Below are 22,648 nucleotides of genomic sequence, written 5' to 3'. Positions count from 1 at the left end.
TTTCCTTAATCTGTAGTAAATGTAAGTGTTACAGTTCCAGTCTGAGTTGTCAGTTTCGAGGTATCGATTGTTTGATTGTCCACAGTTAAAGAAACTCCCTTCACTACACCCAAAGTAATCGTCACAGGTTCTTTCGTCGAAACTGTTGTTTTTGCGTTTTTATTGTCTGATGACAAGGTCACACCACCTTCAAGTTCACTTCCTGAAACACTTACCCAGCTAGTTGCATCCGAAACAGTCAGCTGAACCGTAGCTGTTTCCTTGCTCGTTTTATAGCGAGCTTCAATGCGGTTTCCTTCGCCTGACACTGTAATAGTTGATTCCGTAGTAGAAGATGAGCTAGACGTCTGACCACTAGAAGATGAACTAGTTGAGGTTGTGGAACTAGTTGAGTTGACAACACTATAACTAGCTGACGAAGGACTTGGCTGAGTTTGGATGTAGTTCCAAACATAGTAAGTCACAAAAATTAAAATTGATAAAGCAAATAGCACAAAATAAAACAAAGGGAGATAAGACGTTTTTTTCTTATTTGACCGTCTACGACCAGACAGAGCTTCTTCATCAACATCGACCTCTTCATAGGTGATCATACTACCTGAATCATAGGCATCCAAGACAATTCTTTCATCTAACTCTACTGCCCAAGCATATTTTCTTAAAAAAGAACGAGCGTAAAAAGTGCTAGGAAGTTGATCGAAATCATCCGCCTCCATTGCTTCTAGAAAATTCAACTGAATTTCAGTTTTTTCCTGCAATTCTTCTAAACTCAATCCTTGGTTAATTCTAGCTAAACGCAGAACCTCGCCAATTGTTTTTTTTCTCATACTTACCATTCCTTCTTTCTAGTGTTCTTGCCTTATTTAGGCTGGAAAAATTGTAAAATCAACTAGATCACCATTATCAATCAAACGATGCCCAGCTTCAAGAACATCTTCCAAAGTAATTTCCTGTAAAATTTTCGGATAATCAAAAATTGTTTCTCCGCGATCCATCGGCTCGTATTGAGTTGCAATAAATTCCAAAGAGTTCATACTACTGAAAAATTCTCCAAACATCTCACTCTTAACAAGATCGAGATGCTCCTCAGTAATATCTGCATCACTACTAAACTGACGAATCGCTTTCCGAAACTGGTGCGACAAAGAAACAGGTTCCTTGGTATCCATCGTCAATATCACAAAATGAAAGCGACTATTTACCTCAACCTCTAGTGACAATGACGCATCTAACTTCCCTGTCTCGTATAACTTTTGAAAACGATCCGAGGTCCAACCAAACATCATCGTAAATAGCAATTTCAATAAAATATTGTAACGATAAGACTCCACTTCTGTTATTTGCCCATTACCTCTAATCGCAACAGCAAGTTTGGGTGAAGAAACTTCCATCCGAAGGCTATCGGTTTGCTTCACAGGCTGCAAGGGTAGTTTCTCTTTTGTAACTGTAAACTGTTCTAAAGTCTTCTTTTCCTTTTTCGAAAAGTATTCCTCAACAACTTTTACATCAATATTTCCAACCAAAAACAGTGACATGTTGACAGGTTTGTAAAAGTCTGTAAAATTCTCTTTTAAATTTGAAACTTGAATCTCAGAAATTGATTTCTCACTCCCAACAATATCTGTTGCTAAAGGAGTAGCAGGATAAAGATTGGCTAATGTTGCAAAAAACAAACGCGAATCTGGATCATCTTGGTACATTTCTCGTTCTTGCTGGATAATATCTTGTTCCCTCAAAACAGACTCTTCTGTAAAATGAGCATCTCCAACTAACTCATCAAGCAAATCTAAATTATCTAATAAATGGTCAATTGTTGAAAAAAGATAACTAGTCTTAGTAAAGCTTGTAAAGGCATTACTGTCCGCACCTAATCGAGTAAAAGTAGCCATTATATCCTTAGAGTTTTCTCGTTCAAACAATTTATGTTCAAGAAAATGGGCAATTCCTGCTGGATGATGACATAACCCTTTTTCCAAACTGGTATAAGTTGCATCTACAGAGCCAAATTGAACCGTTACAACCCCGTAAACCTCATTAAAATCTTGTTTAGGAAGTAAAGAAACTGTCAACCCATTTGACAACTGTGTTTTGTACACTCTTTCCTTTACAGCAGGATAGTATTTTTCTTCAAAAGTAACCCTCGTCATTCTACTCCTTCCATAAAGTAAATCGCTTGTAACTTCAAACTGTTGGCAGCTTTACATACAGCTTCTTTATCGACACTCTCTAATCTTTCCAACATCCGATCAATGTCAAAAGTCGCTTTTCCAAATAGTACAGATAAATAGAGTCTTTCAACTAGGGTATGCTGACTATCTTGAGCAATCAATAAAGATCTTCGAATCATCTCCTTGGTTTGATCAAGCTCAAAATCTGTAAAGTTGCCCTTTTTCAAATCCATCAACTGATGATTCATCATTTTTCTAGCTTGATTCCGATTTTCTCTATTGATACCTGCATACATCCTTAACAAACCACTAAACAAATCCAATTGACTAGAGACAGTATAGGCTATCCCAGCGTTCTCACGAACGTTTGTAAAGAGTTTCGAATGTGCAAATTCACCCAACAAACCATTCATAATAAGCATAGGCAGATGCTGATCATCACCATATTTTACAGGAGAATGATAGCCCATTTCCAAAACAGATTGTCCTACATTTCTCTGAACCATTCCTTCTTGTAGAACATTCGAATAAGACTGATGGTACTGGATGGAAATATCGCTCTTTCTAGCTGTAAAGGACAATGACTTCAGCGATTCTGTAATTTCTACTTCATTAAAATCACCTAAGAAAAAGAAATCAATTCGATCATTTTTCAAAGCATCTTGAAAGCAAGTATAGCTACTTTCAGGAGACTCATTTGAAATGCTATTTCGTAAATCACTGTATCTCAATTGAAGACGCTCATCATGAAAGAACAAGCTATCCAACTCCTTATGAGCAAAATAAAATGAATCATCCATATCAGTAGCTAAGTTAGCCAATAATTGCTTTTTTTCAATTTCAAACAAGGTTGGCTCAAAAGCTCCATCTAGAGCTAAGGGGGCAAATAAAGTCTGTTTCACCAATTCCAAAATTCGAGAAGTCAAGACATTTTTTTTACTCAAAAACTCATCTCGTACATAGGTAAAGGTTAAGTCAAGAACATGTGCCTGTCCCCTACGATAAGCACTCGTAGAAATATCTGCCCCATACAAACTTGCTAAATATCTACGAAAAGCTTGAGAAGTTGGGTAAGCTTTATTGGCAGTCTCCAACATACTCACACTTAACATGCGTCCTGCTACTGTCTCAAGAGATAAGGGAGCAGTAAAACGAACAGTGATTTTATTTGTTTTAAACTTTTTGGATTGAACAAAATGTGCTGAAATTCCAGGCACTAACTCCATACCTTACCTCCTTACATATAGAGTTCTATTATATCACGAAAAGGAAAATATTTCTTATTCTCTTTATCGCTTTTAAAAGAAAAATCGTTTTCATTTTCAGTGATTTCGCTCACTTAATTCTAAGAAATATGGTATAATACCATAGATTGAGGTGAATTATGGAATACAAATTATTTGAAGAATTTATTACGCTCCAAGCGCTCCTAAAAGAGCTTGGAATTATACAAAGCGGTGGTGCTATTAAATCCTTTTTGATGGAACATCAAGTTTACTTTAATGGTGAATTAGAAACTAGACGTGGGAAAAAGATCCGTATAGGAGATATAATTGACATCCCTGATTTAAAGATTGACATCACATTAACACAACCAAGTTTAAAAGAGCAAGAAGAATATCAAGCAGATAAAATTGAAAAAGAGCGGATTGCTAAACTTGTCAAAGATATGAATAAAGGTGTAAAGAAAGAAAAACAAAAAACTACTTTATCACCTAAAACCAAACAAGCTCCACGTTTTCCAGGAAGATAATCATGTGGCTCCAACATTTAACAATAAAAACCTTTCGAAACTACAAAGAGACAAAAATTGATTTTAATCCAAAATTAAACGTCTTTCTAGGTCAAAATGCACAAGGAAAGACCAACATTCTAGAAGCAATCTATTTCTTGGCCTTAACACGTAGCCATCGTACTCGGACAGATAAAAATCTCATTCATTTTGATGAAGAACAACTCCATCTTTCTGGCTTGCTACAGAAAAAAACAGGTTCTATCCCTCTAGAAATTGATTTAACACCAAAAGGGCGCGTAACTAAAGTCAATCACTTAAAGCAAGCTCGCCTCTCAGACTATATCGGACATATGAATGTGGTCCTCTTTGCACCTGAAGATCTCCAGTTAATTAAAGGAGCGCCCTCTGTTCGTCGAAAATTTATAGACATTGAACTGGGACAAATTAAACCAATCTACTTGTCAGACTTGTCAAACTATAACCATATACTCAAGCAAAGAAATACTTACCTAAAATCCAGCCAGAAGATTGACGAAACATTTCTGTCAGTCTTAGACGATCAGTTAGTAGAATACGGTTGTCGCGTCATAAAGCATCGGATAAAATTCATTAAAGAGTTAGAGAAATTTGGTCAAAAAAAACACTTAGAAATTTCAAATCAATTAGAAGAGTTGTCAATATTTTATCAATCATCTGTCAACTTCACTGATGAAGAACAGCTAACGAATTCTTTTAAAATGGCTTTAGAGAAAAGTAAAGCAAGAGATTTATTTAAAAAGAATACTGGTGTTGGCCCTCATCGAGATGACATTGCTTTCTATATCAATGGTATGGATGCTAGTTTTGGAAGTCAAGGGCAACATCGCAGTCTTGTTCTTTCTATCAAACTAGCAGAGATTGAACTAATGGAAAGCATTACTAACGAGTCTCCAATACTCTTGCTTGACGATGTTATGAGCGAACTTGACAACACACGACAACTAAAATTACTAGAAACCATTTCTCAATCTATCCAAACCTTTATCACAATAACAACTTTGGATCACTTACAAAACTTGCCAGAGAACCTTAGTATTTTCAATATTCAAAACGGTCAGATATCTGTAAATCAAAGTTGACACTTATGTAAACAAAAAGAACTCCTGAATTTCAGGAGTTCTTTTTTACTTCTTACATAGAGTAATTTGGCGCCTCATTAGTGATTTGTACATCATGAGGATGGCTTTCTTTTAGACCAGCCCCAGACATTTCAATAAATTGAGCATTATCGTGTAGTTCTTTAAGGTTAGCTGCACCACAGTAACCCATACCAGAGCGAATACCACCAATCATTTGGAAGACAATATCGGCTGCTGCGCCTTTATAGGCAACACGACCTTCAATTCCTTCTGGAACGAGTTTGTTTGCTTCATTGACAGAACCTTGGAAGTAACGGTCACTTGAACCTTTCTTCATTGCTGCGATTGATCCCATACCACGGTAAGTCTTGAATTTACGTCCTTGGAAGATTTCCGTTTCACCTGGTGCTTCGTCTGTTCCAGCAAACATTGATCCAAGCATAACCGCATTTCCACCTGCAGCAAGGGCTTTTACAATATCTCCAGAGTACTTGATTCCACCATCAGCAATGATTGTTTTACCATATTCACGCGCAACTGCTGCTGCATCATAGATTGCTGTCACTTGTGGGACACCAACCCCTGCAATCACACGAGTAGTACAGATAGAACCTGGTCCGATACCGACTTTGACAACATCTACACCTGCATCATAAAGAGCACGCGCACCTTCTGCAGTTGCAATATTACCTGCAATCAAAGTGCGGTCTGGGAAGTGAGCACGAATTTCAGCAATTTTACGTAGAACACCAGCAGAGTGACCATGGGCAGTATCAATAACAATTGCATCCGCTCCTGCTTCAAAAAGGGCTTCGGCACGTTCAAATGTATCTGAAGTGACACCCACCGCTCCAGCAACTAGAAGACGACCAAACTCATCTTTTGCTGCATTAGGAAATTCAATTACTTTTTCGATATCTTTAATAGTAATCAAGCCAGAGAGACGGCCTTCTTCATCAACCAAAGGAAGTTTTTCAATACGGTGTTCTTGAAGAATGCTTTCAGCTGTTGCAAGATCTGTACCAACAGGAGCAGTAACAAGATTTTCACTAGTCATATGGTTTGAGATTGGCTGATTGTAATCTGAAATAAAGCGAAGATCTCGGTTTGTTAGAATACCAACCAATTTACGATTTTCAAGTGTCTCCACAACTGGAACACCACTGATACGGTAACGTCCCATCAGTTCATCTGCTTCAGCAATCGTGTGTTCTGGAGTCAAGAAGAATGGATCAATAATAACACCATTTTCAGAACGTTTTACCTTACGAACTTCATCTGCCTGTTGCGCAATAGACATATTTTTATGGATTACTCCAAGACCACCTGCACGAGCAATGGCAATAGCCATTTGACTTTCTGTGACTGTATCCATGGCGGCTGTTATAATTGGGATATTTAAAGTCAGATTATCTGCCAATTTTGTTGTCAAATCTGCATCATTCGGCAACACATGACTCTCAGCTGGAATAAGCAATACATCATCAAAGGTAAAACCTTTTTTCAAAAATTTAGTGTCCCAATTAGACATTGAAGTTTCCTCTTTTCTTTCTTTTTGAACTTGACTCTTTTTGTATTGTATCTATCATACCATTCTATGAAAATTTGTCAATTATATTTATGGTAGAAATCATAAAAAAACTATCCCTGTGATCCTATGGAAGAGATAGTTTTACGATTCATATTTTATCTATTATTTAAAATAATTTATTCCCATTGCTCCCTTAACTTCAGATAGAGTTTGCCCCGCAACCTCACGCGCTTTCTCACTACCTTTTTGAAGCATATTGTACACTTCTCCCATATCCTTAGCAAATTCGATACGGCGCTCACGAATAGGGCCAAGTTCCCGTTCTAATATTTCAAGTAGATAACGTTTCGTCTTTACATCACCAAGACCACCACGTTGGTAGTTTTCTTTCATCTCTGCAATGTCTTGAGCATCTTCTGGACGACCAAACACATCTAGATAATGGAAAACCATATTTCCTTCAATCTTACCTGGATCCTCCACTCGAATATGATCCGGATCAGTATACATGCTCATGACTTTTTTACGCAAAGTATCCGCATCATCTGCTAGATAAATACCATTATTAAGGGATTTAGACATTTTAGCATTTCCATCTAAACCTGGCAAACGCCCTGCTCTCTCATTTCCTGGATAAATACCTTCCGGCTCCACCAAGACCTCACAATTATAAGCATGATTAAAGGAACGAACAATCTCACGAGTTTGCTCAATCATTGGTTTCTGATCTGTCCCAACAGGAACATAATTAGCCTTGAAGGCAGTAATATCTGCTGCTTGCGCAATCGGATAAACCAAAAATCCTGTCGGAATACTTTCTCCAAACCCTTTCTGAGCAATCTCTGTTTTTACTGTCGGATTCCGTTCCAAACGAGCTAGTGACACCAAATTCATATAGTACATAGATAATTCAGCCAATTCTGGAATTTGGCTTTGAATAAAGATAGTTGATTTACTTGGATCTAATCCAACTGCTAGGTAATCTAAGGCAACATTCCCAATCGATTCTACAATCGTTTGAGGGTCTTTGGCGTGATCTGTCAATGCTTGTTGGTCCGCCAAAAAAACAAACATGTCATACTTGTCTTCTTCCTGCAGTAATACTCTGTTTTTAAGACTCCCAACATAATGTCCAATATGCAGTTTACCTGTTGGGCGGTCTCCTGTTAAAATAATGGGTTTCGTCATTTTTTTCTCCTTCGAAATGGTCTCTTCAATTATAGCATTTTTTTGTTAAAATAACAGAAAATTATTTAAATCAAAGAGCCAATTCACTGTAAATACAACTGTAAACTTAGTTGACATAAAATTGACAAAGAAAAATTTGAATATTTCTCTCTTTTCTAGTAGAATAAATGTATTACATATTAGTAGGAGAAAAACATTGCTTACAGTATCTGATGTTTCACTACGTTTTAGTGATCGCAAACTTTTTGATGATGTCAACATCAAATTTACAGAAGGAAATACATATGGATTAATTGGTGCTAATGGTGCTGGGAAGTCTACATTCTTAAAAATCTTAGCTGGTGATATCGAACCTACAACTGGTCATATCTCTCTTGGTCCAGATGAACGTCTCTCTGTTCTTCGTCAAAATCACTTTGACTATGAAGATGAACGTGCAATTGATGTAGTTATCATGGGAAATGAAAAACTCTATAGCATCATGAAGGAAAAAGATGCTATTTACATGAAGGAAGATTTTTCCGATGAAGATGGTGTTCGCGCAGCTGAACTCGAAGGTGAGTTTGCTGAACTTGGAGGTTGGGAAGCAGAAAGTGAAGCATCTCAACTACTTCAAAACCTGAATATTCCAGAAGAATTGCACTACCAAAATATGAGCGAATTAGCCAATGGTGAAAAAGTAAAAGTTCTCCTTGCCAAAGCACTTTTCGGTAAACCAGATGTTCTGCTCTTGGACGAGCCAACCAACGGTTTGGATATCCAATCAATTACATGGCTAGAAGACTTCTTGATTGACTTTGATAACACGGTCATCGTTGTATCCCATGACCGTCACTTCCTCAACAAAGTATGTACTCACATGGCCGACCTTGACTTTGGAAAAATCAAACTCTATGTCGGAAACTATGACTTCTGGAAAGAGTCTTCTGAGCTTGCTACCAAATTGTTAGCAGACCGTAATGCCAAAGCGGAAGAAAAAATTAAGCAATTGCAAGAATTCGTTGCTCGATTCTCTGCCAACGCTTCTAAGTCAAGACAGGCAACGTCTCGTAAAAAAATGCTTGACAAGATTGAATTAGAAGAAATTGTTCCATCCAGTCGTAAATACCCATTTATCAACTTTAAAGCAGAGCGTGAGATTGGTAACGATCTCTTGACAGTAGAAAATCTAACTGTCAAGATCGATGGCGAGACTATTTTAGATAATATCAGCTTCATCTTGCGTCCAGGTGATAAGACGGCTCTTATTGGACAAAATGACATCCAAACGACTGCACTAATTCGTGCAATCATGGGGGACATTGACTATGAAGGAACGGTTAAGTGGGGAGTTACTACTAGTCGCTCTTACTTGCCAAAAGATAACTCTGCTGATTTTGCAGGAGGAGAATCAATTCTTGACTGGTTGCGTCAATTTGCAAGTAAAGAAGAAGACGATAATACCTTCTTACGTGGTTTCCTTGGTCGTATGCTCTTCTCTGGTGATGAGGTTAACAAACCTGTAAATGTCTTGTCAGGAGGAGAAAAAGTTCGTGTCATGCTTTCAAAACTTATGCTTTTGAAATCAAATGTCCTTGTACTTGATGATCCAACAAATCACTTGGACTTGGAATCTATCTCAAGCTTAAACGATGGATTAAAAAACTTTAAAGAATCAATCATCTTTGCCAGTCATGACCACGAGTTCATTCAAACTTTGGCAAACCATATCATTGTTTTGTCTAAGAATGGCGTCATCGATCGTATCGATGAAACCTATGATGAATTCCTAGAAAATGCAGAAGTACAAGCAAAAGTCAAAGACCTTTGGAAAGACTAAATAAGACTTCAAAACTCAGTTGGGTTAACCAACTGAGTTTTCTACCATTCTACGAGGTAACATGAAATCATTTTTAAAAACATATCGAACCTATTTTATTTCTTTCATTATTCCTTTAGTAATTATGTTAGGGGTATATCTATCTCAGGGTATCTACTGGAATAGTGATACATCTCCACTATTAGGAGACGGTTTCCATCAATACGTTATTTTTGATATGGCTTTACGAAATATTTTACATGGAAATGGTAGTTTGTTTTACACCTTTACAAGTGGCCTCGGACTGAATTTCTATGCTCTATCTAGTTATTACTTGGGTAGTTTTCTCTCACCTCTGGTTTACTTTTTTAATCTGTCGAATATGCCAGATGCTGTTTATCTAACAACTCTATTAAAATTTGGATTGATTGGCCTGTCAACTTTCTTTAGTCTAAATAGATTATTTAAAGATATTCCGAAATCTTTAAAACTGTCCTTATCTACTTCCTATGCTTTAATGAGCTTTACCGTTAGTCAGTTAGAGATAAAAACCTGGCTAGATGTTTTTATCCTGATTCCTTTAATTATAACTGGTTTACACATGCTTATAACAGAAAAGAAGCGCCTGCTATACTTTACAAGTCTGTCAATCTTGTTTATTCAAAACTATTATTTTGGATATATGACAGCATTGTTTCTTATTTTCTGGTATCTCTGCCAAATTTCATGGGACTTTAAAAATCGAAGATCATCTTTTCTTGATTTTGTTGTTACCTCCTTTTTAGCAGGAATGGCTAGTTTGATTATGACTCTTCCTACATTGTTTGATTTACAAACTCATGGGGAGAAGTTAACTGCCATCACAAAATTAAAGACAGATAGTAGTTGGTATCTGGATATTTTCGCAAAACAATTCATTGGATCTTTTGATACAACTAAGTATGGATCTATCCCAATGATTTTTGTTGGATTGCTTCCTTTTATTTTAACCATTCTATTTTTCACAATAAAATCCATAAGGTTTCACGTGAAACTTATCTATGCAATCTTCTTCACTTTTTTAATAACAAGCTTTTACATAGAGGCACTTGATTTATTTTGGCAGGGGATGCATACTCCAAATATGTTTTTACATCGCTATGCTTGGATTTTTTCTACTCTGTTAATTTATACTGCAGCAGAGGTCTTAAATCGTCTGAAAGAACTGAAGCTATGGAATCTATTTCTCTCACTGTTTCTTGTACTAGCAGGATTTTTGGCTACTGTATACTTTAAATCACACTATTCTTTTTTAACAGATTTGAATATCCTACTCACCCTTGAATTTCTACTAGTTTATGCTCTTTTACTTCTTGCAGTCATTAGAAAATTTATCTCTGTAAATCTATTTGCAATTCTTTTGTCTTTATTTATAACATTTGAGATAAGCTTAAATGCTTCATCTCAAATGGAAGGAATAGCTAAAGAATGGGCCTTTGCTTCTCGTAGCGCCTATAATAGAGATATCACCGCTATGGAATCCATTATAAACCAAATTGACAATCCATTTACACGTACTGAAAAACTGCAAATCCAGACAGGAAATGACAGTATGAAATTTAATTACAATGGAATCTCTCAATTCTCGTCTGTACGAAATCGTTCAGCTAGCACTAGTTTAGATAAACTTGGATTCAAATCCTCTGGAACCAACCTCAATCTCCGTTATGCAAATAACAGTCTTTTAGCAGACAGTTTATTTGGAATCCAGTACAATATTTCTGAAACTTCACTTGATAAGTATGGCTTTCAAGAGATTTATCAAAAGGATCATTTAACCTTATATAAAAATCAACTCTCTTTACCCATTGCCTTTGCCACTCAATCTATTTACACCGATGTAAACTTTAATAATCATACTCTAGATAATCAGGCTTTATTTATAAACCAGCTTGCTAATCTCAACTTAGATTACTTCTCCCAAATAGCATATGATAAAACAGATAATTCTGAAGGTTTATCGAGCATCACAGGTTCTGCGAATGAAGATGCAAAGATTGATTATCAAATTGAGGTTCCTCAAAATAGCCAAGTCTATCTCTCTTTTTCAAATCTTCATTTTACAAACGACAAGCAAAAGAAAGTTGACATCATTGTCAACGGTGAAAAAAAGACTTTTACAACTGACAATGCATTTAATTTCTTTAATTTGGGTTATACTGAAGAACAAAAAACTTTCAATATCAGTGTTAGTTTCCCTGGAAATTCTCAGGTGTCATTTGAATCTCCAACCTTCTATCGTTTAGATACTCAGGCTCTTACTGAAGCAATCCAAAAAATTAAAGAACAACCTATAGAAGTATCCACCTCTAAAAATAAAGTCTTTGCTACATATGAAGTCAAACAAGATACTTCTATTTTCTTCACTATACCTTATGACAAAGGTTGGTCTGCATACCAAGATGGGGAAAAACTTGAAATCAAGCAGGCTCAAACTGGTTTTATGAAAGTTGATGTCCCAAAGGGAAAAGGCACCATTACACTTTCCTTTATTCCCAATGGTTTTGTTATTGGAGCAGTCTGCTCAGTAACTGCCCTTCTTCTTTTTGGGATCTATAATCACAGACGAAATTTATCTAAGACAGAAAAAGATTGACCAATTCCTTGGTCAATCTTTTTAATCCTCTTGCATCTTCTTAGGTTGATAAGCCAGCATACCTAAAACAGTAAAGAAGGCTAGAGTTATAATAAGGAAAATTACTTGATGATGAATATTTCCTGTCATAGAGATTGTTTGTCGTAAGCCTGATACTGAGTAACTCATTGGTAACCATGGATTGACAGTTTTAAAGAAATCATTTGTCAAAGCAAGTGGATAAGTCCCTGCACTTGATGCTAACTGTAATAAAAGTAAAATAAGAGAGAAGAAAGCTCCTATACGGCTATTCCAAGTTGTTAAAGCTGTAACCATAGACATGAAAGCTAAACTTGTGATTATAATTAGAATCAAGGTCCTCATCTCATGGTTCGCAGTCAATCCGATAAGATGGACACCTCCATAAACTAAAACACCTGCTAAGACAGCTATAATCCCATTTATTTCAGAGCGAGACTTCAACCAAGCCCAACGGCTCTCTGGATGACGTCCAGAAGGCAACTTCGCAAAAATCATATTGGTAGATATAGCAGCAACAAAAAGAGCAACTGATATCATATAAGGAGCCATGGCAATCCCATTTACAGGAACTTGGTCATTGTCTGTTTTTGAGAGAACTAGAGGTTCAGATAATGTTTCTGCATTTTTAGATTCTGTCGAAGCTGATTTGAGTTGATTATTAGCATTGCCTAATCCTTGTCCTAATGAATCAACTCCTGTTTGTAAATCTTCAAGACTAGAGGTTAAAGTTGTTCCACCATCTGCTAGTTTTCCAGCACCATCTGCAATCTTCATAGCGCCACTTCCTAGTTGAGATGCTGCAGAAAGTAACTGTGTTGATTTATCTGTTAATTGACCAGAGCCAAATTGTAATTTAGTAATACCTGCTATCAACTCTGGACTCTTATTATTCAATTGAGCAGAACCAGATGACAAACTTTCTATACTTGATACTAATTCTGGAGCTTTTCCAGCTAACGCATCTACTCCAGCTGTCAAGGTTGATGTGTTTTCTGTCAACTTACTTGATCCAGAAACTAATTGATCTAGACTAGTTGTTAAACTTGCATTCTTTTCACTTAGTTGATTAGCACCTATAGAAATAGTATCCAATCCTTTAGTATAGTTTACAACTCCTTTTTCAATTGACTGACTTCCAGGAACTAACTGATTATTTACAGAAGTTTGTAATGTTGTAAATCCATTTGACAAGGTTGTCAAGGAGCTAGATGCTGCAGGTAAGAGTTGATTTGCTTTCGTCTGCACATCAGATAGATTAGATACTTGTTGTTCTGAATTCTCTATACTTTCTTTTAATCCCCCTACTGTCGTTAAAATTGTTTTTGCTGACTCAATAGTAGAATTAGAATTTTTAGAAATAGCTTCTGTCAGTTCTTTCTTTTGTTCCTCTGTAAGAGATTGATAAGTAGCTGTTGATTGAAGGTTAACAATAGTTTTCTCTTGTTCTGTCTGACTTTTAGTCACAATATCCTGTGCAAGAGTTGTTAGATTTGGCAAAGCTTCTGATAATGTACTTTTCAGTTGAGTAGTATCTGATATCGTAAGAGCTTGTAGTATTTTATTCAGTTCCCCTAGACTAGTCGCCAATTGAGTTATTTGTTCATTCTGTTGAGATGAGGACTCCAATTGACTTGAAATTTCTTTAATACCAGTATTTAATTGCTCTATTCCATCTCTTAGTGTATCTGATTGGTTAGATAATTGACTCGTTCCGCTGGAAAGTTTTTCTACACTACTTGCATAAGCATTTACACCAACTGAAAATTGACTGAGACCTGCATCCAGTTGTGAAACGCCACCTGTGTAAGATTTTATGCCCGTATTTAGCTGATTTATACCTGTCACCAACTCAGGAGTTTTTGAAGATAATTGACTAAGTCCAGTGTCAACTTGTGAAACGGCATTTGTATAACTTTGTAAACCACTATTAAAAGCCCCTAAACCAAGATGTAATTGCTCTATGGCAAATACATAAGCAGACATGCCTTTTGTAAATTGATCAGCTCCATTTGAAAAAGTTACACTTGAGTTAGCTAGAGTATTAAGATTTGCCGTCAATGTTTGACTTCCTTTTGCTAACTGATTAGTCCCATCAGCCAGTTGTTCACTTCCATCAGCTGCTTTATTTATCCCAGACTTCAAGTCACTCATTTTTTGAAATAGTGCCTTAGTATATGTTTCAGTTACATTCGTAGAGACGGTTTGTTTTAATTGTGTCATTGCAGAATCACTCATCTTACTTGCAATAAAGCTACGGCCACTTGAAGTTTGATAATCAATTTGCATCTGTTCAGGGTGATTTGTTAGGATTGAAGTAGCTTTTTCAGATAAGTCACTTGGTAAAGTTACTACCATATAGTATTCGCCATCATCTAGCCCCTTTTTCCCCTCTTCTTCATTGACAAAATGAAAATCTAAAGTCTTATTTTCTTTTAAATTAGACACCATGTCTTCACCTATTGTCATTGTCTGTCCATTATAAGAAGCTTCCTTATCATTATTAACAACTGCTACAGGTAACTCCGATACTTTACCATATGGATCCCACATTGACGATAAAAATATGATATTGTATAAAGCTGGAATAAGAGAAATTCCTATCATTACAATAATGAATGTCGGTTTTTTAAAAATTGCTTTCCATTCTTTAAACATATTTCCTCCTTTTTTAAACATATTGTCTAAATTTTTGATATAATAGATTATACATTAAAAAATCTAAATTACAAGATAAAAAAATATTTTTTAGACATATAGTCTAAATTGTTCATAAGGAGAAACTATGAAAGAAAGTAACAAACGATTAAAGACAAAGAGAAATATTGAAAATGCCATGGTTCAATTATTGATAGATCACCCCTTCGATCAAATTACTACAATTAAATTAGCAGAAAAAGCTGGAATTAGTCGTTCTAGCTTCTATACTCATTACAAGGATAAGTATGATATGATTGAACACTATCAAAGTAAGTTATTTCATACATTTGAATATATCTTCCAAAAACATGTTCATCATAAAAGAGATGCTATTCTAGAAGTATTTGAATATCTAGAATCAGAACCACTTCTGGCTGCTCTTCTTTCTGAAAATGGAACCAAAGAAATCCAAAATTTTTTGAGAAATAAACTGCATATTATGCTTAGTACTGATCTTCAGAAACGTTTTATGCAACTACAACTAAATTCAATTGAGTTAGAATATAGCAGTATTTATCTAACAAATGCCCTATTTGGTGTTTGTCAGACTTGGATTGCTCATGGGAAAAAAGAAAGTCCGCAAGAAATGACAGACTTCCTTATGAAAATGTTAGGTGATACAAACTAAGAATAAAAAGAACACCAGATGGTGTTCTTTTTATCTAACTCCGCCAGTAGGACTCGAACCTACGACATCATGATTAACAGTCATGCGCTACTACCAACTGAGCTATGGCGGATAAAATAGTCCGTACGGGATTCGAACCCGTGTTACCGCCGTGAAAAGGCGGTGTCTTAACCCCTTGACCAACGGACCATCTATCTGTAGCAGATATAACCATTATATCAATTTCTTACTTATTGTCAATCACTTTTTAGATTTTTTCTCTAGAATATCTTTTAGTTTACGAACTTTCAAACGGGTAATAGGACAACGATGATCTTCATAAAAGACAACTTCTAAATTTTTTCGATCAATTTCTCTCACATTTCCTACATTGACAAGGAAAGATTTATGGGAGCAATAAAATCGCTGAGTATGTTTGTCCTTCTCCTGAATATCTGTCATAGTTCCATAAAACTCTTTGGCAAAATTCTTACCAATAATTCGCAATTTATGAGAAACACCTGTTGTTTCGATATACAGAATATCATGGTAAGGAATTTTCAAATCATTTCCCTTATAGTTGTAATCAAAATAGTCTACAACATCTTCGTTTTCAAGCAGCATGCTCTTAGTGTAAAAAATACTCTGCTCGATACGTTTTTTGAACAATTCATCATTGATGTCCTTATCTACAAAATCTAAAGCTGATACCTGATACTTATAAGTTAAAGTAGCGAATTCAGATCGACTGGTAATAAAGACAATAATAGCATAAGGATTGTGATGACGAATAAACTGAGCCACTTCAAATCCCTTTTTCTCAATTCCATAAATATCGATATCTAGGAAATAAAGCTGGTTTACTTCATCATTTTCGATATATTCCTTAAACTCACGAACTTTTCCTGTTGTCTTATATGAAATAGGAATATTCGATTCTTCCGAGATTTCATTTAATATTCTCTCTAGTCTCACTTGATGTTCAATAACATCTTCTAAAATTAATACTTTCATTCAAATTCTCTCTTAAATCTAATAATTTGTCTAAATGTGTTGTCTTCCATTTCTGTTTCTAAAATAATGTTGTCATACTTATCTAAGATCTCCTTGACATTATTAAGTCCTAGACCTCTGTTTCTTCCCTTGGTAGAGAAACCTAAGGCAAATAAATCTTCTGAAGGCGTCATAGTGATTTTACATGAATTCTGGATAACTATAACTGTTTCAAAATCCATTTTAATGACTGCAACTTCCATTTGTTTCAAGTAACTATCTGCGGCACCTTCAACAGCATTATTTAATAAAATACTCATGATGCGAACAAGATCAAGTAAATCCATTGACAATCTAGTAATGACATCTTTTACTTCCAATGTAAACTCTACATCATTATTTCGTGCATATACAATCGATTGAGCAATTAAACTTCGTAAAGCCGAATCTTCTATGTTATTTAAATCAAAGTAAGTATATTTGTCTGACCTCAATTTCTGATTTGCTTTTACTAGGACTTCGTTGTAAATCCTGTCAATTTCGTGTAAATTTCCGCTGTCAATCGCCATTTGCATGCTGACAAGCATCCCTGCATAGTCATGACGAAAACCTCGAATCTCATTATACAAACCCACAATCTCATCTGTATAAGTTTGTAAATACTTTTGTTCAAATTTCTTCTGCTTTAGGGCAATCTCTTTTTCAATTTGAACCTTATAAGAATTCATTGCAAAGAAAACTAATAGCAGACAGATAAAAACAATGGTTGATAAAATACTTCCAAAACTATTTAAGTGATGAATCGTACTTACTATATCTGAAACAAACAATAAGATATGCAAACCAAAGAAAGCAACTATTACTTTTTTTAAAAAAGGGTACAGATAATCTTTATCAAAATATTTTATTTCCAAATGAAAATAACGAATTGTTTTTAAAATAACAAAATAAGTCAACAACAATACTACTAGAAAGAATATACTTTCATAGTGTAATGCAAGCTCATCACCTGTTATCGAGGATAGGGTTACAGCTATAAAAGTATGAGTACTATGATATAAGAGAGAAAGCAAGAAACTTAGGAATACTCCCCTATACTTATCAAACTTTTTAAACCATATAAAATAAGCGTATAAAATAAATGGATATAAAAATTTTTCAATCCCTAGTCCACTTAAATATATAGAATAGAAGAAAAATTCAATTACAAATTCTACTATTACTGTGTAAAAAATAAAGAAGTATTGTTCTTTTCTAGTTGTATTACAAATCAAATTATAACTTTTACTAGTAATAAAAATATGTAATATAACGCTTATTATTGCGAAAAAATCCATTCTTTTCTCCCTTTACTTTCTTTTAAAAAAATAAAATAAAAAATTATTTTCCTTTCTAATTTCTCCACCTCGAATCTCCTGCAATTCTGCCTCTGTTACCTCTTTAAATTGTTCCAATTTTACTGTATTTTTCATAATGAAATCTCCTGTATTATTTTTTTCTTGTAAGTTAACTTACAAATCTATTATACAAAATGAAGACCATGTAAGAAAAAATTTTTCTCAACTGTACATTTTTGCACCTGAAACGCACTTTTTTAAGAAAAAAGCTGGGAAAACTCCCAGCTTTGCATCTAAAATTGATCCCAGCAGGATTCGAACCTGCGACCGTTCGCTTAGAAGGCGAATGCTCTATCCAGCTGAGCTATGAGACCTAACATGAACATTCTATCAAAAAACAAGAGCTAAGTCAATCTTCTATTTGTGATAAGGAGATCCCTGCTGAATTGTAAAAGCTCGGTAAATTTGTTCAATTAAAACCAATCTCATTAACTGATGTGGTAAGGTTAAACGTCCGAAACTGACAGAAAGATTAGCCCTATTTTTTACAACAGGAGCTAGACCTAAACTTCCTCCAATGATAAAAGTAAGAGTTGAATATCCTTTTATAGAAGCCTGCTCTAGTTGCTTACTAAATTCCTCTGAGGAGAGTGTTTTTCCTTCAATGGCTAGTACAACGACAAAGTCTCTTTCTCCAACCTTAGAAAGAATTCTTGCGCCTTCTGTTTCCAAAATTTTTTGATTTTCTAATTCACTGGCTTTGTCAGGTGTCTTCTCATCAGCGAGCTCAATCATTTCTAATTTGGCGAAACGTAAAATTCGTTTGGTATACTCAGCAATACCATCTTTTAAGTATTTCTCTTTCAGTTTTCCTACTGTTACAATTTTTATTTTCATTCTTCTATTCTATCATATACACACTTCATTTCACATCTTATACACAAAAAAATCATCCAAAAATACTATTAAATTCACAGAATAAGGTGAGTTATCCACAACTTGTGTAAAACTTTAAGCTTTTAAGTTTGGATTAAGTTAATAGGTTTATAATCTGAGTAAATAAATAACAAACGGAGGCGTTTATGAAACACTTACAAAAATTTTACAAAAAGGGAGTTAAAGTTCTTGTAATCATTCTAATAGGATTTTTAAGTGGTGCCTTAGGAAGTTTCGTAACATTACAACTTTATCAAAAACAAGGAAATCAAGCTACAAATAATAATTCTGGCACTGTAACTCAAACATCATACAAGAATGAAAACTCAACTACTCAAGCAGTGAATAAAATTAAGGATGCTGTTGTATCAGTCATTACTTACTCTGCTAATAAACAAAGTAGTGTATTTGGAACCGAAGAATCAAATTCTGATACGGATAATCAACAGATTGCAAGTGAAGGATCAGGTGTCATCTATAGAAAGAACGAAAATGATGCTTATATTGTAACAAATACTCACGTTATTAACGGAGCTTCAAAAGTTGATATCCGCTTAGCTGATGGTACAAAAGTTCCTGGTGAAATTATCGGATCGGATACCTTCTCTGATATTGCTGTCGTAAAAATTTCTTCAGAAAAAGTTACAACAGTGGCAGAATTTGGTGATTCAAGCCAACTTAATGTTGGAGAAACAGCGATTGCTATTGGTAGTCCTTTAGGTTCAGAATATGCTAATACAGTTACACAGGGAATCATCTCAAGTCTTAATCGAAATGTTTCTCTAAAATCTGAAGATGGTCAAGCTATTTCAACAAAAGCCATTCAAACAGATACGGCCATTAACCCTGGTAACTCTGGTGGTCCGCTTGTAAATATTCAAGGACAAGTAATTGGTATTACATCAAGTAAGATTGCAAGTAATGGTGGAACATCTGTGGAAGGTCTTGGTTTTGCAATTCCTTCAAACGATGTACAAAATATTATTAAACAGCTTGAAAGTGATGGTAAAGTGACTCGTCCTGCTCTTGGAATCCAAATGGTCAATCTATCTAACGTTGGAGCTAATGATCTTAGAAAACTAAACATTCCAAGTGGCCTCACTTCAGGGGTAGTTGTTCGATCTGTTCAAAGTAATATGCCTGCAAATGGACATCTTCAAAAATACGATGTCATTACTAAAGTTGACGACAAAGAGATTACTTCATCAACAGACTTACAATATGCTCTTTACAACCATGCTATTGGAGACACTATAAAAATAACCTACTACCGTAATGGTAAGGAGGAAACAACCTCTATAAAACTAGATAAGAATTCTGGTGATTTGGAACGTTAATTGACATCAGTGTAAAGAAAACTTTACAGAAAGTAAAAGATATGTTAGTGTAGAATCATGGAAAAATTTGAAATGATTTCTATCTCTGAAATACAAAAAAATCCTTACCAACCTCGGAAAGAATTTGATGTAGAAAAATTAAAAGAATTGGCTCAGTCAATCAAAGAAAATGGGCTCATCCAACCAATCATCGTTCGTCAATCTCCTGTAATTGGTTATGAAATCCTTGCAGGAGAGAGACGATATCGAGCTTCTCTCTTGGCTGGTCTGACCTCTATTCCAGCCGTTGTGAAACACCTATCAGATCAGGAAATGATGGTTCAATCAATCATTGAAAATTTGCAGAGAGAAAACTTAAATCCTGTTGAAGAAGCACGCGCCTATGAATCTCTAGTAGAAAAAGGATTTACTCACACTGAGATAGCCGATAAAATGGGGAAATCTCGACCTTATATCACTAATTTTATTCGTTTACTTTCCCTACCAGAATATATCTTAGCTGAAGTAGAAAATGGGAACATTTCTCAAGCACATGCACGTTCACTAGTTGGTTTGGACAAAGAGCAGCAAGACTATTTCTTCCAACTAATCAAAAATGAAGATATTTCTGTGAGAAGGTTGGAAGCACTACTGACAGAAAAAAAAAAAAAGAAGCAGAAAAAAAGCGATTCTTTCATCAAAGATGAAGAAGATAAATTAAAAAAACTACTAGGTTTAAGTGTAGAAATTAAACTTTCTAAAAAAGATACTGGAAAGATTGTCATCTCTTTTTCAAGTCAAGAAGAATACGATAGAATTATTAACAGCCTGAAATGAGGCTGTTCTTTTATTTTCTCAACCCACAAATTTATCCACCAATTTTTTTATCAAAAAGCCTATTGAATCAAGGAAATATCTATTTATCCCCAACCTGTGGATAAATACTACTAACATTGTGGATTCTTTTCCACAATCTGTGGAAAATTCCTACTATCTATGGTAAAATAAGTCTAGCACTAAACTACTAAAATCATAGTAAAGGAGGAAAAATAGTTGAAAGAAAAGCAATTTTGGAATCGTATTTTAGAATTTGCTCAAGAAAGATTGACGCGATCTATGTATGATTTCTATGCTACACCTGCTGAACTTATCAAAGTAGAAGAAAATACAGCTACTATATTTCTACCGAGATCAGAGATGGAAATGGTGTGGGAAAAGCAATTAAAAGATATTATCATTGCTGCTGGTTTTGAAATTTATGATTCTGAAATCAAACCTCACTATATTTTCACTAAACCTCAGAGTACAGAATCTCCTCAAGTAAATGATACAAATAGTGTCTCTACTTACGATTATACACCTACACTACCAACGATTCCCTATTCTGAAACGGGATTAAAAGAAAAATATACCTTTGATAACTTTATTCAAGGTGATGGGAATGTTTGGGCGGTGTCAGCTGCACTAGCTGTATCTGAAGATTTAGCTCTGACCTATAATCCTCTTTTCATCTATGGAGGACCTGGTCTTGGAAAGACTCATTTGCTCAATGCGATTGGAAATGAGATTTTGAAAAATATTCCTGATGCGCGTGTCAAATACATTCCTGCCGAAAGCTTTATCAACGACTTTCTTGAACACTTGCGACTTGGGGAAATGGAAAAGTTCAAAAAGACTTACCGTAGTCTTGATCTCTTATTGATTGATGATATCCAATCTCTCAGCGGTAAAAAAGTCGCAACCCAGGAAGAATTTTTCAATACCTTCAATGCTCTTCATGATAAGCAGAAACAGATTGTCCTAACCAGTGATCGAAGTCCTAAACACCTAGAAGGCCTTGAGGAGAGGCTTGTCACGCGCTTTAGCTGGGGATTGACGCAAAATATCACCCCTCCTGACTTTGAGACACGTATCGCCATTCTTCAAAGTAAAACAGAGCATTTGGATTACCATTTCCAAAGTGATACTCTGGAATACTTGGCTGGCCAATTTGACTCAAATGTTCGAGAACTGGAAGGAGCAATCAACGATATCACTTTAATTGCCAGAGTGAAGAAGATTAAGGATATCACTATTGATATTGCTGCGGAAGCTATTAGAGCACGTAAGCAAGACGCCCGCCAGATACTTGTTATTCCAATTGAGAAAATCCAAACTGAAGTTGGTAATTTTTATGGAGTGAGTGTCAAAGAAATGAAGGGTACGAGACGAGTTCAAAATATCGTTTTAGCGCGTCAAGTTGCTATGTATCTAGCTAGAGAACTGACAGATAACAGTCTTCCAAAAATCGGAAAAGAATTTGGCGGAAAGGATCACACCACCGTGATTCATGCCCATGCTAAAATCAAATCATTGATTGACGAAGACGATAATTTACGTTTAGAAATAGAAGCAATCAAAAAGAAAATTAAGTAGCTTGTGGATAAGTTTTCCTTTCTTATCTTTTTTATCCACATTTTTTAAACAAGCTTAGAAGCTTAAGTTTACTAAATAGAACTCAGTTTTCCACAGAATTCACACACTCTATTATTACTATTAACTTTCTAATACTAAAATAAAGGAGAATCC

The 22,648-nt window shown here is 35.2% G+C and carries 18 protein-coding genes and 3 tRNA genes; 8 read left to right on the top strand and 13 right to left on the bottom strand.

Annotation, left to right across the window (positions count from 1 at the left end; all coding sequences use genetic code 11):
- Positions 1-5 precede the first annotated feature (5 nt).
- Genes rodZ through yfmF form a run of 3 tightly spaced genes read right to left on the bottom strand, consistent with a single transcriptional unit; the run spans position 6 to position 3,394 of the window.
- Positions 6-827 carry a cytoskeleton protein RodZ gene (gene rodZ / locus STO1_RS00105; RefSeq protein ID WP_172843630.1) on the bottom strand — a complete coding sequence of 274 codons (822 nt, stop codon included), beginning with the start codon at positions 825-827 and terminating at the stop codon, positions 6-8.
- A 36-nt stretch (positions 828-863) separates the two neighbouring features.
- Positions 864-2,147, bottom strand: coding sequence for an EF-P 5-aminopentanol modification-associated protein YfmH (yfmH, locus tag STO1_RS00100; RefSeq protein ID WP_096421409.1), 1,284 nt, complete (start codon positions 2,145-2,147; stop codon positions 864-866).
- Positions 2,144-3,394 carry an EF-P 5-aminopentanol modification-associated protein YfmF gene (yfmF, locus tag STO1_RS00095; RefSeq protein ID WP_084938518.1) on the bottom strand — a complete coding sequence of 417 codons (1,251 nt, stop codon included), beginning with the start codon at positions 3,392-3,394 and terminating at the stop codon, positions 2,144-2,146. Before yfmF ends, yfmH begins: the two co-directional genes overlap by 4 nt.
- A 158-nt stretch (positions 3,395-3,552) precedes the next feature.
- On the opposite strand from yfmF, the gene yaaA reads away from it, so the two are divergent.
- Together yaaA and recF are read left to right on the top strand one after the other, a co-directional pair.
- The gene (yaaA, locus tag STO1_RS00090) at positions 3,553-3,921 is read left to right on the top strand and encodes a S4 domain-containing protein YaaA (protein ID WP_061588637.1); all 369 of its coding nucleotides are present in this window, start codon (positions 3,553-3,555) and stop codon (positions 3,919-3,921) included.
- Between the two features lie 2 nt (positions 3,922-3,923).
- Positions 3,924-5,021, top strand: a complete 1,098-nt coding sequence (recF, locus tag STO1_RS00085) for a DNA replication/repair protein RecF (protein ID WP_096421407.1) — start codon at positions 3,924-3,926, stop codon at positions 5,019-5,021.
- A 52-nt stretch (positions 5,022-5,073) separates the two neighbouring features.
- Here the strand turns inward: recF and guaB are convergent, their stop codons facing one another.
- A complete protein-coding gene (gene guaB / locus STO1_RS00080; RefSeq protein ID WP_000073416.1) occupies positions 5,074-6,552 on the bottom strand; it encodes an IMP dehydrogenase in 1,479 nt (492 codons plus the stop codon).
- A gap of 162 nt (positions 6,553-6,714) precedes the next feature.
- Complete coding sequence (gene trpS, locus STO1_RS00075; protein ID WP_096421405.1) at positions 6,715-7,740, bottom strand: tryptophan--tRNA ligase; 1,026 nt, start codon at positions 7,738-7,740, stop codon at positions 6,715-6,717.
- A gap of 196 nt (positions 7,741-7,936) precedes the next feature.
- Here trpS and STO1_RS00070 point away from each other — a divergent pair, with 196 nt between their 5' ends.
- Entirely contained in the window at positions 7,937-9,559 is a 1,623-nt protein-coding gene (locus tag STO1_RS00070) for an ATP-binding cassette domain-containing protein (RefSeq protein WP_007520963.1), read from the top strand.
- A 61-nt stretch (positions 9,560-9,620) separates the two neighbouring features.
- The gene (locus STO1_RS00065; protein WP_096421403.1) at positions 9,621-12,173 is read left to right on the top strand and encodes a YfhO family protein; all 2,553 of its coding nucleotides are present in this window, start codon (positions 9,621-9,623) and stop codon (positions 12,171-12,173) included.
- 21 nt (positions 12,174-12,194) lie between these two features.
- Here the strand turns inward: STO1_RS00065 and STO1_RS00060 are convergent, their stop codons facing one another.
- Positions 12,195-14,849 carry a YhgE/Pip domain-containing protein gene (locus STO1_RS00060; RefSeq protein WP_061588635.1) on the bottom strand — a complete coding sequence of 885 codons (2,655 nt, stop codon included), beginning with the start codon at positions 14,847-14,849 and terminating at the stop codon, positions 12,195-12,197.
- Positions 14,850-14,976: 127 nt separating this feature from the next.
- Here STO1_RS00060 and STO1_RS00055 point away from each other — a divergent pair, with 127 nt between their 5' ends.
- On the top strand, positions 14,977-15,519 hold the full coding sequence (locus STO1_RS00055; protein WP_007520966.1) for a TetR/AcrR family transcriptional regulator: 543 nt from the start codon (positions 14,977-14,979) through the stop codon (positions 15,517-15,519).
- A 38-nt stretch (positions 15,520-15,557) separates the two neighbouring features.
- On the opposite strand, the gene STO1_RS00050 is transcribed toward STO1_RS00055, so the two are convergent.
- From STO1_RS00050 to rlmH, 7 genes are all read right to left on the bottom strand, one after another.
- Positions 15,558-15,631, bottom strand: a tRNA-Asn gene (locus STO1_RS00050).
- 5 nt (positions 15,632-15,636) lie between these two features.
- Positions 15,637-15,708 (bottom strand) — tRNA-Glu (locus STO1_RS00045).
- Positions 15,709-15,759: 51 nt separating this feature from the next.
- The gene (gene comE / locus STO1_RS00040; RefSeq protein ID WP_000866082.1) at positions 15,760-16,512 is read right to left on the bottom strand and encodes a competence system response regulator transcription factor ComE; all 753 of its coding nucleotides are present in this window, start codon (positions 16,510-16,512) and stop codon (positions 15,760-15,762) included.
- On the bottom strand, positions 16,509-17,828 hold the full coding sequence (gene comD, locus STO1_RS00035) for a competence system sensor histidine kinase ComD (RefSeq protein WP_007520967.1): 1,320 nt from the start codon (positions 17,826-17,828) through the stop codon (positions 16,509-16,511). The genes comE and comD overlap by 4 nt, the downstream gene beginning before the upstream one ends.
- Before the next feature lie 12 nt (positions 17,829-17,840).
- Positions 17,841-17,963 carry a competence-stimulating peptide ComC gene (comC, locus tag STO1_RS00030; RefSeq protein WP_007520968.1) on the bottom strand — a complete coding sequence of 41 codons (123 nt, stop codon included), beginning with the start codon at positions 17,961-17,963 and terminating at the stop codon, positions 17,841-17,843.
- A gap of 165 nt (positions 17,964-18,128) precedes the next feature.
- Positions 18,129-18,202, bottom strand: a tRNA-Arg gene (locus STO1_RS00025).
- Between the two features lie 43 nt (positions 18,203-18,245).
- Positions 18,246-18,725, bottom strand: a complete 480-nt coding sequence (gene rlmH / locus STO1_RS00020; RefSeq protein ID WP_007520969.1) for a 23S rRNA (pseudouridine(1915)-N(3))-methyltransferase RlmH — start codon at positions 18,723-18,725, stop codon at positions 18,246-18,248.
- A 185-nt stretch (positions 18,726-18,910) separates the two neighbouring features.
- On the opposite strand from rlmH, the gene STO1_RS00015 reads away from it, so the two are divergent.
- The 3 genes from STO1_RS00015 (at position 18,911) to dnaA (ending at position 22,495) form a co-directional block, all read left to right on the top strand.
- Positions 18,911-20,101, top strand: a complete 1,191-nt coding sequence (locus STO1_RS00015) for a serine protease HtrA (RefSeq protein ID WP_007520971.1) — start codon at positions 18,911-18,913, stop codon at positions 20,099-20,101.
- 57 nt (positions 20,102-20,158) lie between these two features.
- A complete protein-coding gene (locus STO1_RS00010; protein ID WP_045618162.1) occupies positions 20,159-20,917 on the top strand; it encodes a ParB/RepB/Spo0J family partition protein in 759 nt (252 codons plus the stop codon).
- Between the two features lie 216 nt (positions 20,918-21,133).
- Positions 21,134-22,495 (top strand): chromosomal replication initiator protein DnaA, encoded by a 1,362-nt coding sequence (gene dnaA, locus STO1_RS00005; RefSeq protein ID WP_007520973.1) that lies wholly within the window; start codon positions 21,134-21,136, stop codon positions 22,493-22,495.
- The last annotated feature ends 153 nt before the right edge of the window (positions 22,496-22,648 follow it).

The organism is Streptococcus oralis subsp. tigurinus, assembly GCF_002356415.1.
GTDB lineage: Bacteria > Bacillota > Bacilli > Lactobacillales > Streptococcaceae > Streptococcus > Streptococcus oralis_F.
This window is presented reverse-complemented; position numbering and strand designations above follow the sequence as displayed.